This is a genomic window from Bradyrhizobium sp. 35 (assembly GCF_023073215.1).
GTDB classification, from domain to species: Bacteria; Pseudomonadota; Alphaproteobacteria; order Rhizobiales; family Xanthobacteraceae; genus Bradyrhizobium; species Bradyrhizobium canariense_D.
On the sequence record NZ_JADPJC010000144.1, the window covers coordinates 540,711 to 554,851 of the forward strand.

General features: G+C 64.0%; 15 protein-coding genes and 1 tRNA gene. 6 read left to right on the forward strand and 10 right to left on the reverse strand.

Annotated elements, in window-relative coordinates; translation table 11 throughout:
* Positions 1-97 precede the first annotated feature (97 nt).
* From trpA to aroA, 9 genes are all read right to left on the reverse strand, one after another.
* Positions 98-934, reverse strand: a complete 837-nt coding sequence (gene trpA, locus IVB36_RS31165) for a tryptophan synthase subunit alpha (RefSeq protein ID WP_018455764.1) — start codon at positions 932-934, stop codon at positions 98-100.
* A complete protein-coding gene (trpB, locus tag IVB36_RS31170; protein WP_018455763.1) occupies positions 931-2,148 on the reverse strand; it encodes a tryptophan synthase subunit beta in 1,218 nt (405 codons plus the stop codon). Before trpB ends, trpA begins: the two co-directional genes overlap by 4 nt.
* Positions 2,145-2,816, reverse strand: a complete 672-nt coding sequence (locus IVB36_RS31175; protein WP_018455762.1) for a phosphoribosylanthranilate isomerase — start codon at positions 2,814-2,816, stop codon at positions 2,145-2,147. Before IVB36_RS31175 ends, trpB begins: the two co-directional genes overlap by 4 nt.
* 82 nt (positions 2,817-2,898) lie before the next feature.
* Positions 2,899-3,291 (reverse strand): lipopolysaccharide assembly protein LapA domain-containing protein, encoded by a 393-nt coding sequence (locus IVB36_RS31180; RefSeq protein ID WP_204513028.1) that lies wholly within the window; start codon positions 3,289-3,291, stop codon positions 2,899-2,901.
* Between the two features lie 71 nt (positions 3,292-3,362).
* On the reverse strand, positions 3,363-3,668 hold the full coding sequence (locus tag IVB36_RS31185) for an integration host factor subunit beta (protein ID WP_007598410.1): 306 nt from the start codon (positions 3,666-3,668) through the stop codon (positions 3,363-3,365).
* 172 nt (positions 3,669-3,840) lie between these two features.
* On the reverse strand, positions 3,841-4,821 hold the full coding sequence (sppA, locus tag IVB36_RS31190) for a signal peptide peptidase SppA (protein ID WP_018455760.1): 981 nt from the start codon (positions 4,819-4,821) through the stop codon (positions 3,841-3,843).
* 264 nt (positions 4,822-5,085) lie between these two features.
* Positions 5,086-6,792 (reverse strand): 30S ribosomal protein S1, encoded by a 1,707-nt coding sequence (rpsA, locus tag IVB36_RS31195; RefSeq protein ID WP_027566167.1) that lies wholly within the window; start codon positions 6,790-6,792, stop codon positions 5,086-5,088.
* Positions 6,793-7,059: 267 nt separating this feature from the next.
* Entirely contained in the window at positions 7,060-7,698 is a 639-nt protein-coding gene (cmk, locus tag IVB36_RS31200) for a (d)CMP kinase (RefSeq protein ID WP_018455758.1), read from the reverse strand.
* Positions 7,695-9,032, reverse strand: a complete 1,338-nt coding sequence (gene aroA, locus IVB36_RS31205; protein WP_018455757.1) for a 3-phosphoshikimate 1-carboxyvinyltransferase — start codon at positions 9,030-9,032, stop codon at positions 7,695-7,697. The genes cmk and aroA overlap by 4 nt, the downstream gene beginning before the upstream one ends.
* 172 nt (positions 9,033-9,204) lie before the next feature.
* On the opposite strand from aroA, the gene IVB36_RS31210 reads away from it, so the two are divergent.
* From IVB36_RS31210 to IVB36_RS31220, 3 genes are all read left to right on the forward strand, one after another.
* The gene (locus tag IVB36_RS31210; protein WP_007598417.1) at positions 9,205-9,615 is read left to right on the forward strand and encodes a TIGR02300 family protein; all 411 of its coding nucleotides are present in this window, start codon (positions 9,205-9,207) and stop codon (positions 9,613-9,615) included.
* Between the two features lie 66 nt (positions 9,616-9,681).
* Positions 9,682-9,757, forward strand: a tRNA-Ala gene (locus IVB36_RS31215).
* Between the two features lie 135 nt (positions 9,758-9,892).
* Positions 9,893-10,135: a GIY-YIG nuclease family protein gene (locus tag IVB36_RS31220; protein WP_018455755.1), complete on the forward strand. Its 243-nt coding sequence runs from the start codon at positions 9,893-9,895 to the stop codon at positions 10,133-10,135.
* A 16-nt stretch (positions 10,136-10,151) separates the two neighbouring features.
* On the opposite strand, the gene IVB36_RS31225 is transcribed toward IVB36_RS31220, so the two are convergent.
* Positions 10,152-10,613, reverse strand: a complete 462-nt coding sequence (locus tag IVB36_RS31225; protein WP_018455754.1) for a MarR family transcriptional regulator — start codon at positions 10,611-10,613, stop codon at positions 10,152-10,154.
* Between the two features lie 155 nt (positions 10,614-10,768).
* On the opposite strand from IVB36_RS31225, the gene IVB36_RS31230 reads away from it, so the two are divergent.
* From IVB36_RS31230 to ugpB, 3 genes are all read left to right on the forward strand, one after another.
* Positions 10,769-11,194 carry an organic hydroperoxide resistance protein gene (locus IVB36_RS31230; RefSeq protein WP_007598424.1) on the forward strand — a complete coding sequence of 142 codons (426 nt, stop codon included), beginning with the start codon at positions 10,769-10,771 and terminating at the stop codon, positions 11,192-11,194.
* Between the two features lie 176 nt (positions 11,195-11,370).
* Positions 11,371-12,588, forward strand: coding sequence for a CaiB/BaiF CoA-transferase family protein (locus IVB36_RS31235; RefSeq protein ID WP_026233020.1), 1,218 nt, complete (start codon positions 11,371-11,373; stop codon positions 12,586-12,588).
* A 220-nt stretch (positions 12,589-12,808) separates the two neighbouring features.
* Positions 12,809-14,125 carry a sn-glycerol-3-phosphate ABC transporter substrate-binding protein UgpB gene (ugpB, locus tag IVB36_RS31240; RefSeq protein WP_247338287.1) on the forward strand — a complete coding sequence of 439 codons (1,317 nt, stop codon included), beginning with the start codon at positions 12,809-12,811 and terminating at the stop codon, positions 14,123-14,125.
* The last annotated feature ends 16 nt before the right edge of the window (positions 14,126-14,141 follow it).

Here is a 14,141-nt window from a genome sequence, read left to right on the forward strand (position 1 = left end):
GGGGACCACCTGAAGGGATATATGGCGGCCGGGACCCGGCCCGGCAAGCCGCCGTATCGTCCGCCTTGCTCGTCGGACTTGGCAGCGGAATTAAGGCCTATTCCGCCGCCTGTTGCGCGCCCTTGACGCCCTGGGCCAGTGCCGCCGTCAGCTCGGCGACGGCGTTGACGGTTTTGGCCGTCGCGCGCCCTTCCGCATCGAGGCTGTTCTTGAGCGCATCGACCAGCGCGGTGCCGACTACCGAGCCATTGGCCTTTTCGGCAATGGCGCGCGCCGCCTCCGGCGTGCGGATGCCGAAACCGACGCATATCGGGAGCTTGGTATGCCGCTTGATGCGCGCGACCGCGTCGCCAACGGCATTGGCGTCCGCCGCCGCTGCGCCGGTGATGCCGGCGATAGAGACATAGTAGACAAAGCCTGACGTGTTCGCGAGCACCGCGGGCAGGCGCTTGTCGTCGGTGGTCGGGGTCGCCAGGCGAATGAAGTTCAGGCCCGCCTTCAGCGCGGGAATGCAGAGCTCCTCGTCTTCCTCGGGTGGCAGATCGACGATGATCAGGCCGTCGACCCCGGCCGTCTTGGCATCAACCAAAAACTTGTCGACGCCGTAGATGTAGATCGGATTGTAATAGCCCATCAGCACCAGCGGCGTGACGTTGTCGTCCTTGCGGAAATCACGCACCAGTTCCAGCGTCTTCTTCAACGTCATGCCGTTCTTGAGCGCGCGCAGACCGGCAGCCTGAATCGAGGGACCATCCGCCATCGGATCGGTGAAGGGAATACCGAGTTCGATCACGTCGGCGCCTGCCTTGGGCAACGCCTTGACGATATTGAGCGACGTCGTGAGATCGGGATCGCCGGCCATCACATAAGTCACGAAGGCCGAGCGGCCGGCTTTCTTCAGCTCGGCGAAACGGGTGTCGATACGCGTGGTCACTTGCTCTTGCCCCTCAGGATGTCGCCGACCTGCGGGACGTCCTTGTCGCCGCGGCCGGAGAGGTTGACGACCATCAGGTGATCTTTGGTCCGCTTCGGCGCGAGCTCCATCACTTTGGCGATGGCATGTGCCGGCTCGAGCGCGGGGATGATGCCTTCCAGCTTTGACAGCAACTGGAACGCTGCGAGGGCCTCGTCGTCGGTCGCGGAGAGATAGTTCACGCGGCCGATCTCGTGCAGCCAGGAGTGCTCGGGGCCGATGCCGGGATAGTCGAGCCCGGCGGAGATCGAATGCGCGTCCTGGATCTGGCCGTCGGCGTCCATCAGGAGATAGGTGCGGTTGCCGTGCAGCACGCCGGGACGACCGCCCGCGATCGACGCCGCATGCAGTTGCGTCAGCCCGTGGCCCGCAGCTTCGACGCCGAAGATCTCGACGGTGGAATCGTCGAGGAACGGATGAAACAGGCCCATCGCGTTGGAGCCGCCGCCGATACAGGCGACCAGCGAATCCGGCAGGCGGCCTTCGATCTCCTGCATCTGCACCTTGGTCTCGTTGCCGATGATCGACTGGAAGTCGCGGACCAGCGTCGGATAGGGATGCGGACCCGCGACCGTGCCGATGCAGTAGAAGGTGTTGTGCACGTTGGTGACCCAGTCGCGCAGCGCCTCGTTCATGGCATCCTTCAGCGTGCGCGTGCCCGACTGCACTGGAATGACCGTTGCGCCCAACATCTCCATGCGGATGACGTTGGGCTGCTGCCGCTCGACGTCGACGGCGCCCATATAGACGATGCATTCCAGGCCGAAGCGCGCACACAGCGTCGCGGTGGCGACACCGTGCTGGCCGGCGCCGGTCTCGGCGATGATGCGCTTCTTGCCCATGCGTCGCGCCAGCATGATCTGGCCGAGCACGTTGTTCACCTTGTGCGAGCCGGTGTGGTTGAGCTCTTCGCGCTTGAGGTAGATCTTGGCGCCGCCCAGATGCTCGGTCAGACGCTCGGCGAAATAGAGCGGCGAGGGCCGGCCGACATAATTCTTGAGATAGCCGTTCATCTCGATCTGGAAGGCCGGGTCGACCTTGGCCTCGGTGTAGGCTTTCTCCAGATCGAGGATCAGCGGCATCAGGGTTTCGGCAACGAAGCGTCCGCCGAAAATGCCGAAATGGCCGCGCTCGTCGGGGCCGCTGCGATAGGAATTCGGTTTTGCAACATTCATCGGACGCTCAACTCTTGACTTGCATCTTGGCTTGCGCGCGCGGCGCGAATGAAGGCCTTGATCATCTCGGGGTCCTTCACGCCCGGGGCGCTCTCGACACCGGAGGAGACGTCGACGCCACCGGCCCGGGTGACGCGAACGGCTTCGGCGACGTTGTCGGCGCTGAGGCCGCCCGAGACCATATACGGCAACGCGAGCTCCAGGTTTCCGAGCAGATGCCAATCGAATGGTGCGCCGAGGCCGCCTGGCCGCGTTGCGTCCTTCGGTGCGCGCGCATCGAACAGGATGCGTTCGGCTATCTCGGCGTAACCGGGCAGCACGGCGAGATCCGCTGACGTTGCGACCGGCACGACCTTCATCACCGGACGACCGACCCGTTGCCTGATGTCGCGCAGCCGGGCCACGCTCTCCGTGCCATGAAGCTGGAAAATGTCCGGCGACAGCGCGTCCATGATGTTGTCGAGCGTGGCATCGTCGGCATCGACGGTGAGCGCGACCTTGAGCGCGCGCCGCTTCACCTGCCGGCCGAGCTCCCGGCCGGCTTCCAGCGACAAATGCCGCGGCGACGGCGGGAAGAACACAAAGCCCACCATGTCGGCACCCGCCTCGAGCGCCGTTTCGAGCGTCTCGGGCGTGGACAGGCCGCAGATTTTGACGAGCAAGGACATGTTCTCGACGGATATGGGCTCAAAGCAAATGGAGGGCCGCGGGTCCGCGGCCGGAAAACGGGCTTTTCGGTTGCGGCCGCTTCTACAACGTCGCGCGCTGCTTGTCTCGCCCGACGGGCCCGTAAAGCCCCACACCGGAGGGAACGGGGAGGCGCTGGGACTCAGGCCTTGCTGCGGCAGACTGGGCCCGCAGATCAGCCAGCTCGCCTCGCGCGGCCCGGGCATCCGCGTCATGCCGGCGCGCCGCACGCCGCCAGTGCCGCTGGCCGAACCAGACGGCACACCCGCCCACGAGGACCCCGAGCGCAGCCACCACGATCAGGAGCAGGAACAGCGGCAGCGTTGCCGAGAATGACGGGTCGTTGGAAACGAAGGGATCGAACGAGACCGTGACGAAATGCCGGTTGGCGACGGCAAAGACCATCAGGACCAGGCCCAGCGGAATCACGACCAGCGCGCTCAGGAATTTTCGCATCTCGGCTCGCTCGCCTTGAATCAAGGTTGCGGCCGCATCACTGGCGACCGCGGGAAACCCTGAGGTGGACCTCAGTCTGGCGCGCCTGGATCCGGATGGTCGCGATTCAGCCGTTCGCGCATTTCCTTGCCGGTCTTGAAGAACGGAACGCTCTTCTGATCGACAGGCACATGGGCGCCGGTGCGCGGATTGCGCCCTGCGCGCGCAGGGCGATGCTTGACCGAGAAGGCACCGAAGCCGCGCAACTCGACGCGATCACCGCGCGCGAGAGCCGCTACGATCTCTTCGAGAATCGCATTCACAATGTTCTCGACATCCCGCTGGTACAGATGCGGGTTGTGCTCGGCGATACGCTGAACAAGTTCGGATTTGATCATCGAGAGATAGGACCCGGGAGCGTGCGGACGACCATTTCCGTGAAAATACCGTGATCTGTCAAGACGCTAAATGAGGGTTGAGCGTCGTGAAAACACGTGACAAATGCCGAAAAAGCGGGCTGGACCTACACGCGCCGAACGGGAAAAACCTCTGTGGCTCGCCCGGTTCCGGTCAGTTCGACGCCGCCGGCTGCCACAAGGCGAGCATTCCATCCATTCCGAGCCGATCGACCGCCTGTGCGACGCCGGTTTGTCCGATTTGATGCGCAATCGAGCCTAAACCCAGTGCTTCCAGCGTTACTGCGGCCGCCGTCTTGAGGAACGGCAGATCGCTGAAGCGCGGCTGCAGCTTGTAATCGCGCACGGAGAGCCCCTTCTTGACGCCCTTCTGCTCGACCAGCCAGGTCACGGCGGTCTTCTCGTCGCCGATCTGATCGATCAGCTTGAGATCGATGGCCTGGCGTCCGGTGAAGACACGGCCATCAACCACTTTCTCGAGCTGCGTGTCATCCATGCCACGCCGTTCCTTCACCAATCCCTTGAACCAGGCATAGGAATCCTTCACCAACGCATCGAGCGCCGCCCGTGCCTCAGGGCTGGTTGGCTCGAAACCGTTGGGCGCGGCCTTCAGCGGCGTGGACTTTACCTCCTCGACCTTGACGCCGACGGTCTTCAACAGCTCCGAGACGTTCGGAAACTGGAACAGCACGCCGATCGAGCCGACCAGCGAGCTCTGCTGGGCGATGATGTGATCGCTGGCGATCGCGGTGATGTAGCCGCCGGAGGCGGCGAGGCCTTCGACGACGACAACGAGCGGCTTCTTTGCCTTCAACCGTACAAGCGAATCATAGAGCTGCTCGGAGCCGGCGGTGGTGCCGCCCGGCGAATTGATGTGAACGATGACGGCGGCGGCCTGCGAATTCTCCAGCCGCTCGAGCGCCTGGGTGCGATCGGAATCGCTGCGGATCAGGCCCTCGATCTGGACCCGCGCGATCGAGCCGGCGGACGCGAACGTGCCGCGCGCACCAGGCGTCGCGACCAGCGCGAAGCCTGCGATCGCCGCGATCGCGATCAGCGCGGCCAATACGCGCCAGAACGTCAGCTTGCGGCGGATCCTGCGGCGATCGACGATGATGTCCGAATCGAGTGACATCTCAATATCTCCAAATGAAAGGCCAGGCGCGTTGTGCCGTCGCAGCGTCGCCATTGGCTTATCTGGATACATCAATTGCGGCGCAATTAGAAGAAAACAAGGCCGGCTGCCGCGTAGCCCGGATGGAGCGCAAGCGTAATCCGGGGTTCTCGCCTCACGGAGAGGCTTTCCCGGATTTCACTTCGCCCCATCCGGGCGACGACCTCACTACAAAAAAGCCCCGGCTCGCGCCGGGGCTTTGATGCAGTGAAACCTGCGTTTCGCTTACTTGGTGTCGCGGTTCTTGAGCGCGGTGCCGAGGATGTCGCCGAGCGTTGCTCCCGAATCGGAAGAGCCGTACTGCGCGATGGCTTCCTTCTCTTCGGCGACTTCGAGCGCCTTGATCGACACCTGGACCTTGCGGGCCTTCTTGTCGAACTGGATCACGCGGGCATCGACCTTCTCGCCGACGGCGAAGCGTTCGGCGCGCTGATCGTTGCGGTCACGAGCGAGCTCCGAGCGCTTCACGAACGTGGTGAAGTCGGTACCGGTGATCTTCACCTCGATGCCGCTCTCCTTCACTTCGATCACTTCGCAGGTCACGACCGCGCCCTTCTTGACATCGCCCGGCTCGGCGAAGGGGTCGCCTTCAAGCTGTTTGATTCCAAGAGAAATGCGCTCCTTCTCGACGTCCACATCGAGCACCACGGCCTTCACCATGTCGCCCTTCTTGTAGTTGTCGATCACCTGCTCGCCCGGCTGCTTCCAGTCGAGGTCGGAGAGATGGACCATGCCGTCGACGTCGCCCTCGAGGCCCAGGAACAAACCGAATTCGGTCTTGTTCTTGACCTCGCCCTCGACCGTCGAACCGGTCGGGTGACCTTCGACGAAGACCTCCCACGGGTTGCGCATGGTCTGCTTGAGGCCGAGCGAGATGCGGCGCTTGACGGAATCGACTTCCAGCACCTGCACTTCGACTTCCTGCGAGGTCGAAACGATCTTGCCGGGGTGCATGTTCTTCTTGGTCCACGACATCTCGGAGACGTGGATCAGGCCTTCGATGCCCGGCTCGAGCTCGACGAACGCGCCGTAGTCGGTGATGTTGGTGACGCGACCGGTGAAGCGGGCACCCAGCGGGTACTTGGCTTCGATGCCCTGCCACGGATCGTCCAACAGCTGCTTCATGCCCAGCGAGATGCGGTGCGTCTCGTGGTTGATCTTGATGATCTTGACCTTCACGGTCTGGCCGATCGAGAGCACCTCGGTCGGGTGGTTGACGCGGCGCCACGCGATGTCGGTGACGTGCAGCAGACCGTCGATGCCGCCGAGATCAACGAACGCACCGTAATCGGTGATGTTCTTGACCACGCCGTCGATGACCTGACCCTCTTCGAGGTTCTGCACCAGCTCCTGACGCTGCTCGGCGCGGGTCTCTTCGAGAACCGTGCGGCGGGACACGACGATGTTGCCGCGGCGGCGGTCCATCTTGAGGATCTGGAACGGCTGCGAGTTGTTCATCAGCGGCGCAACGTCGCGGATCGGACGGATGTCGACCTGCGAACGCGGCAGGAAGGCCACGGCACCGTCGAGGTCGACGGTGAAGCCGCCCTTGACCTGGTTGAAGATGACGCCGTTGACCTTCTCGTTGTTCTGGAAGGCCTTCTCGAGCTTGCCCCAGCTCTCTTCGCGGCGCGCCTTGTCACGCGACAGCACGGCTTCGCCGAGGGCGTTCTCGATCCGATCGAGGAACACTTCCACCTCGTCGCCGACCTTGAGCTCGCTGTCACGGCCGGGGCCGGAAAATTCGCGCAGGGCAACGCGGCCCTCCGTCTTCAGGCCGACGTCGATGACGGCCATGTCCTTTTCGATTGCAACAACCTTGCCCTTGATGACTGAGCTTTCCTGCAGGTTGCCGCCTGCGAAGGACTCGTCGAGCATCGCGGCGAAATCGTCGCGCGACGGGCTATAGGTATCAGCAGAAGTCGAAGCCATTTGTTCTCCAGTTGCGGATGTCATGCCGGCCGTTGGGTTCTTGGGCGCACCGTACGCGCAGTGTCGGAAGGTCCGCAGAACCTTCGAGCGACCGCTCGCTGCTCCGACCTGGAGGGCGGAACAGCGGAAGCGGGCCGGCTGAGGCCCGCGCGTTCGATACGTGGAAATCTTTTGTCCGGAACCTGGATCGCGTCGGCCCCGAGCAGGGACCGAGAGTATCGACCTCAAAGAGCGGGAGCGGGCGCTTCCTCCAATGACGGCAGCGGCTTAACCCCGCGACCGGCCCGCTCGGACGGCCTCGATAATGTCGATGGCGGCCCGGACGCCGCCTTCTATATCCAGTTGGGAGTTATCTAGCAAGTAAGCATCCGGAGCCGGCTTCAGGGGGGCGATCGCCCGGTTCTTGTCGCGCTCGTCGCGCTGGATGATATCGGCGAGCACGGCCGCCTCGTCCGCCTCCTCGCCCCGCGCCTTGGCCTCCATGGTCCGGCGGCGGGCACGGACCTTGGGGTCGGCGACGACGAAGATCTTCACGTCGGCATGGGGGCAGATCACGGTTCCAATATCGCGCCCATCGAGCACGGCGCCGGGCGGATCGGCGGCGAATTGCCGCTGAAAGTTGATGAGGGCCTCGCGCACCTTGGGGATCGCCGAGACGATCGAGGCGCCCTCGCCGGCCTTCTGGGTCTTCAGGGCGGGATTGCCGAACTTTTCGGGATCGAGTTCCAGCGCCGCAGCGACCGCCGCCGCCTCGTCCCGGAGATCATGACCGGACTGCATCAGGGAATAGGCCACCGCGCGATAGATTACGCCGGTATCAAGGTGACGGTAGCCGTAATGGTGGGCAAGGCGCTTGCCGAGGGTGCCCTTGCCCGACGCCGCGGGCCCGTCGATGGCAATGATCATGAAAAATCGGCCCCAAGCGAACGCATCATCGGGATGAAATCCGGAAAACTGGTGGCGATGAAGGCGGTGTCATCGACGGTTACCGGCTGATCGGAGGCGCAGCCCATCACCAGCGCGGACATCGCGATGCGATGATCCATGTGGGTGGCCACCACGCCGCCGCCGGGAACGTGGCCGCGGCCTTCGACGATCAAATCGTCGCCGCAGACCTCGACCTTGACACCGTTGACGCGGAGCATGGCGGCGGTGGCCTCCAAACGGTCGGATTCCTTCACGCGCAGCTCCTGGAGGCCGCGCATGATGGTCGTGCCCTCGGCAAAGGCGGCCGCCACCGCCAGCACCAGATATTCGTCGATCATCGACGGTGCACGCTCCGGCGGCACCTCGACACCGCGCAATTTCGAGGCGCGTACCCGCAGCTTTGCCATCGGCTCGCCAGCGTCGCCACGAACTTCGCTTTCCTCGATCGAGGCACCCATTTCGCGCAGCGTGGTGAAAAGACCGGTGCGCAGCGGATTGGTCATGACGTCGGACAGGACGATTTCGGAGCCTTCGACGATCAGCGCAGCAACGATAGGGAACGCCGCCGACGAGGGATCGGCGGGCACGACGACATTGGCGCCATGCAGCTCCGGCTGCCCCACGAGCGTGATACGGCGGCCGTGCTGACCTTCTTGCACTGAGGTGATCTCGGCGCCGAAATGCTTGAGCATCAGTTCGGTGTGGTCGCGACTGGCCTCGGTCTCGATGACGGTCGTGGCGCCCGGCGCGGCCAGGCCCGCGAGCAGCACGGCGGATTTGATCTGGGCCGAGGCCACAGGCGTCTTGTAGGTGATCGGCAGCGGATCGCGCGCACCCTGGACGGTCAGCGGCAGACGGCCGCCCGCGCCGCCGGAGACGACCTTCGCGCCCATCTTTTCCAGGGGATCCAGGATCCGGCGCATGGGCCGGCTGCGCAGTGAGGCATCGCCGTCGAAAACCGCGGAGATCGGACAGCCGGCGACGGCGCCCATGACGAGCCGGCAGCCGGTGCCGGAGTTGCCGAAATCCAGCGGCGCTTTGGGCTCCGCGAAGCCTGCGACACCCACGCCGTTCACCTTCCAGGCGAAATCTCCGGTACGCTCGACCCCGGCGCCGAGCGCCTGCATGGATTTGGCGGTGTTAAGGACGTCCTCGCCCTCCAGGAGGCCCGAAATCCGCGTCTCTCCGACCGCGAGCGCGCCGAGGATGAGGGCACGGTGGGAGATCGACTTGTCTCCGGGCACCCTTACTTTCCCGGTCAGGGGACCGCTGGCGCGCGACTGGAGCGGCGTCGGCTTGTCGGAATCGGTCAAGTTTGTGTCCTTGGGTAGGCCCGAAACGTCCCTGTGGGACTCGCGGGGCAGGTACCACATGGTCTCCCCGCCGTCACGGGCATGTCGTTCTCCCGCAATGCGCTATTGACAGCGGGCCGCCAACTAGCCAAGTGAAGCACCGCTTTTCAGACATTTCCAGGATTCCTCTGCCGTGGCCAAGTCCGAACTCGGAACTAAACGTATTTGCCCGACCACGGGCAAAAAGTTCTATGACCTCAACAAGAATCCGGTGATCTCGCCCTATACCGGTGAAGTCGTGCCGATCGCGCCCATCGCGCCGGCTCGCGCACCCCGCGGTGCCGAAGCCCGTCACGCAGCCGCTGCCGCCGACGCCACGCCAGAGCCGGCGGAGGTCGAGGAGGTCTCGCTCGAGGAGGCCGATGCCGAGGAGAACACCGGCAAGGTCAAGGCCGTCGTGCCCGAATCCGAGGACGACATCGAAGTCGATGAAACTATCGAGGACGATGACGACGATGATTCGACCTTTATCGCCGACGACGAAGAAGGCGATGAGGACGTCACCGACATCATTGGTGATGTCGGCGGTGACGAAGAGACTTGAGATAATTCCAGAACTGTGGTTCTGGGTCTTTCCCGACGCGTCGCCCAAGGCGCGTCGGACGGTTAAGGGGCCATAGCTCAGCTGGGAGAGCGCTTGCATGGCATGCAAGAGGTCGGCGGTTCGATCCCGCCTGGCTCCACCACGCTTCGCCCTTCGGGCTACGCGTGGCGCAGCCGCGCGGAGCTCGAAGGGCGAAGCGTGGTGTCCGGCGAAGCCCGAAGGGCGAAGACGGACTGGTGAGACTCCCACGCAGCGGCTGCCCGGGCGATAATCGTCAATGTGGTACGTCTACATCCTCCGCAGCATCGAATTTCCCGAGCAGGAATACGTTGGGGCTACGGAAGATCTGAAGCGCCGGTTTCCAGAGCACAATGCTGGCAAATCCACCCACACTGCCAAGTTCAAGCCTTGGAAGCTGATCTGGTACTGCGCCTTCCCTGACAAGCACAAAGCGCTCGCTTTTGAAGCCTACCTGAAGTCTCACTCCGGCCGAGCCTTCACAAAGAAGCGGCTGTCCTAAGAGCGCACCTCTAACCCTACTCCCCGATCACCGCATTCAACCGATCGCGCAACGCCACAATCTCGTCCTTCATCGCGACAAGCTCCGAGACCGAGCAGTCCGATGCCGCCAGAATCGATTGCGGCACGGCCCGCGCCTTGTCCTTCAAGGCCTGGCCCTGCGGCGTCAACGCGATCAGCACCTGACGCTCGTCCTCGCTCGAGCGCGTGCGCTTGACGAGGTGGGCCGCCTCGAGCCGCTTGAGCAGCGGTGTCAGCGTGCCCGAATCCAGGTGCAGCTTTTCGCCGATGCTCTTGACCGGCACGTCGTCGCGCTCCCACAGCACCAGCATCACCAGATATTGCGGATAGGTCAGGCCGAGCCGGTCCAGCAGCGGCTTGTAGACGCGGTTGAACGCATGCGCGGCGGAATAGACCGCGAAGCAGATCTGGTTGTCGAGGCGCAGCGGCGCGTCCGCTGCCGAATGTTTCCGGGGCATCGAGAATCTCACAGGACTTGCTCCATTCTGGGGCCGGCCGTCGCTACATTCAATTGCGAACAATTAAATGTGAGACGCTATAATTTCAATTGCGCGCAATCTAATTGCCTGCGATAAAGATGGCGCCCCCACCCCGAAAACACAGGGAGACAAAAATGTCAGTGAACGTCCTCTACAAGACCAGCGCAAAGGCCACCGGCGGCCGCGACGGCCATGCCGCGACCCTCGACGGCGCGCTCGACGTCAAGCTCACCACGCCGAAGGAGCTCGGCGGCGGAGGCGGCGCCGGCAACAATCCCGAGCAGCTGTTTGCTGCGGGCTATGCCGCCTGCTTCATCGGCGCGATGAAGTTCGTGTCCTCGCAGGGCGGCCCCAAGGTTCCGGCCGACGCCTCCGTGACCTCGACCGTCGGCATCGGCCCGCGCGCGGCCGGCGGCTTCGGTCTCGACATCGACCTTGCCGTCTCGCTGCCGGGCCTCGCCCGCGCGGAAGCCGAGGCGCTGGTCGAGAAGGCGCACCAGGTGTGCCCGTATTCCAACGCGACGCGCGGCAATGTCGACGTCCGTCTGACGGTCGTCTGATCGGTTAGCTGAAGCGGCTGGCCCGAGATACCCCTCGGGCCGGCCGCCTCCCTTGATTTGCCATCCCGCGGGATTGCGACGAGCGGCCTGCATGACGCCCTACGCGCGAAGCCATTGCCGGCTCGGACGAACCTCGTTAGGCCTGTGATCAATACCGACACAGGGGACGCGAAGGCATGACTGAAGCCGCCAGTTCTGGAGCTGCCATGGGTGCAATGAGCGGCCTGCGCGTCATCGATCTGACGCGCGTGCTCGGCGGCCCCTATTGCACCCAGATCCTCGCCGACCATGGCGCCGACGTGATCAAGGTCGAGCCGCCCGCAGGCGACGAGGTACGCGACTGGGGCCCTCCCTTCCACGAGGAAGACGCGGCCTATTTCATCGGCATCAACCGCAACAAGCGCTCGATCGGCCTCGACCTCGCCTCCGAGGGCGGCCGGACCGTGCTGCTCAAGATGCTGGAGAGCGCCGACGTCCTGATCGAGAACTTCAAGCCGGGCACGCTGGAGAAATGGGGCATCGGCAACGAGGTGTTACGCGAGAAATTTCCGCGCCTCGTGCATTGCCGGATCTGCGGCTTCGGCGCCGACGGCCCGCGCGGCGGCAATCCCGGCTATGACGCCATCATCCAGGCCATGACCGGCATGATCGCGGCGACCGGCTCGCCCGAGAGCGGACCGATGCGGATCGGCGTGCCGCTGGTCGACATCGGCACCGGCCTCTATGCGGCGATCGGCATCTTGATGGCGCTGTCGGAGCGGCAGCGCTCGGGCCAGGGCCAGTTCCTGGAGACCACGCTGTACGAGACCGGTCTCGCCATCATGCATCCGCACACCGCGAATTATTTCATGCATGGCAAGCCGCCGTCGCTCACCGGCAACGAGCATCCCAACCTCGTGCCCTATGCGATCTTCCCGACCAAGACCGACGACATCTTCATCGGCGTCGGCAATGACGGCACCTTCCGCAAGCTCGCCAAGGAGATCGGCAAGCCCGAGCTCGGCACCGATCCGCGCTTTGCGCGCAACAAGGATCGCATCGGCAATCGCGAGGCGCTGCGGGCCGAGCTTGCCGCCGTGTTCAGCCAGCACGAGGCCGAGCCGCTGTGCAATCGCCTGCTCGCCGCGGGCCTGCCCGCCGGCCCCGTGCAGAAGATCGACCAGGCATTGACCAACCCGCACACGATCGCGCGCGGCGATATTATCGAGAAGGATTGGTACAAGGGCGTGGCGTCGCCGATCCGGCTCGACCGCAGCAAGCCGAGCCTGCGGCGCCTGCCGCCGAAATTCAGCGAGCACGCCGCCGAGGTCCTGGGCGAATTCGGCTACTCCAGGTCCGAGATCGACGCGATGGTCGAGCAGGGCACTGTCTGCGGCCCCGAGCGCAAGCGCTAGCGCCCTCGCCTTCCACATCCCACGGCAATGCCGCAGTGCGGTGCGGGCGCTCTGTGCACCGCGAACGGAGGACGCTGCGCGCGCGGCATTCGCCTATTTGACGGCTTCCCTTTTCCAGCGCTTGCCGCTTTCGTTTCGGCCGCTTACACAGTCATGTGAACGTCATATGGCGCTGCTAGCGCAAGCGATCATTTTTGACGGCCCAAGGGAGGTTTACTTGATGGCTCTTCGACATTTTGGAGCGGCTGCCGCTATTGCACTCACGGTTGGACTATCGGCCTCGCCGGCCTTGGCCGTGACCGAAATCCAGTGGTGGCACGCGATGACCGGCGCCAACAACGACGTCATCGTCAAGCTCGCCACCGACTTCAACGCGTCGCAGAGCGACTACAAGGTGATCCCGACCTACAAGGGCAACTATCCCGATACGATGAACGCCGGCATCGCGGCGTTCCGCGCCGGCAACGCCCCGCACATCATGCAGGTGTTCGAAGTCGGCACCGCGACCATGATGGCCGCGACCGGCGCCGTGAAGCCCGTCTACAAGCTGATGGCCGACGCCGGCGAGAAGTTCGACCCCAAGATCTACCTGCCCGCCATCACCGGTTATTATTCGACGTCGAAGGGCGAGATGCTGTCCTTCCCTTTCAACTCGTCCTCGACCGTGATGTGGGTGAACCTCGACGAGCTGAAGAAGGCGAACGTAGAGATCCCGAAGACCTGGCCCGAAACGTTCGAGGCCGCCAAGAAGCTGAAGGCTGCCGGTCATGACACCTGCGGCTTCTCGGGCTCCTGGATCACCTGGGTCAATCTCGAGCAGCTCTCGGCGTGGCACAACGTGCCGCTCGCCAGCAAGGCCAACGGCCTCGACGGCTTCGACACCGTGCTCGAGTTCAACGGACCGCTTCAGGTCAAGCATCTCGAAACCCTGGTCGAGCTGCAGAAGACCAAGACCTATGACTACGCCGGCCGCACCAACACCGGCGAAGGCCGCTTCACTTCGGGCGAGTGCCCGATCTACCTGACCTCGTCGGCCTTCTTCGGCAACGTCAAGGCGCAGGCCAAGTTCAACTTCACCGCCGTGCCGATGCCGTATTATCCCGACGTCAAGGGCGCACCGCAGAACTCGATCATCGGCGGCGCTTCGCTGTGGGTGATGGGCGGCAAGTCGGCCGAGGAATACAAGGGCGTCGCGAAATTCCTGACCTTCCTCTCCGACACCGATCGCCAGGTCTACATCCACAAGGCCTCCGGCTACCTGCCGATCACCAAGGCGGCCTACGCCAAGGCGAAGGAAGAAGGCTTCTACAAGGATCAGCCCTATCTCGAGACCCCGCTGCTCGAGCTGACCAACAAGGAGCCGACCGAGAATTCGCGCGGTCTGCGCCTCGGCAACATGGTGCAGCTGCGTGACGTCTGGTCGGAAGAGATTGAGCAAGCGCTGGCCGGCAAGAAGAGCGCCAAGCAGGCGCTCGATGCCGCCGTCGAGCGCGGCAACACGATGCTGCGGCAGTTCGAAAAGACCGCCGTCAAGTGAGGCAATGAGCGGCAGG

Coding starts and splice junctions, on each gene's coding strand:
- IVB36_RS31175 (WP_018455762.1), bottom strand. CDS start 2,816: ATGTCCTTGCTCGTCAAAATCTGCGGCCTGTCCACGCCCGAGACGCTC.
- sppA (WP_018455760.1), bottom strand. CDS start 4,821: ATGTCACTCGATTCGGACATCATCGTCGATCGCCGCAGGATCCGCCGC.
- trpB (WP_018455763.1), bottom strand. CDS start 2,148: ATGAATGTTGCAAAACCGAATTCCTATCGCAGCGGCCCCGACGAGCGC.
- IVB36_RS31225 (WP_018455754.1), bottom strand. CDS start 10,613: ATGCCCCGGAAACATTCGGCAGCGGACGCGCCGCTGCGCCTCGACAAC.
- IVB36_RS31230 (WP_007598424.1), top strand. CDS start 10,769: ATGTCAGTGAACGTCCTCTACAAGACCAGCGCAAAGGCCACCGGCGGC.
- IVB36_RS31220 (WP_018455755.1), top strand. CDS start 9,893: ATGTGGTACGTCTACATCCTCCGCAGCATCGAATTTCCCGAGCAGGAA.
- IVB36_RS31235 (WP_026233020.1), top strand. CDS start 11,371: ATGACTGAAGCCGCCAGTTCTGGAGCTGCCATGGGTGCAATGAGCGGC.
- IVB36_RS31185 (WP_007598410.1), bottom strand. CDS start 3,668: ATGATCAAATCCGAACTTGTTCAGCGTATCGCCGAGCACAACCCGCAT.
- rpsA (WP_027566167.1), bottom strand. CDS start 6,792: ATGGCTTCGACTTCTGCTGATACCTATAGCCCGTCGCGCGACGATTTC.
- ugpB (WP_247338287.1), top strand. CDS start 12,809: ATGGCTCTTCGACATTTTGGAGCGGCTGCCGCTATTGCACTCACGGTT.
- IVB36_RS31180 (WP_204513028.1), bottom strand. CDS start 3,291: ATGCGAAAATTCCTGAGCGCGCTGGTCGTGATTCCGCTGGGCCTGGTC.
- cmk (WP_018455758.1), bottom strand. CDS start 7,698: ATGATCATTGCCATCGACGGGCCCGCGGCGTCGGGCAAGGGCACCCTC.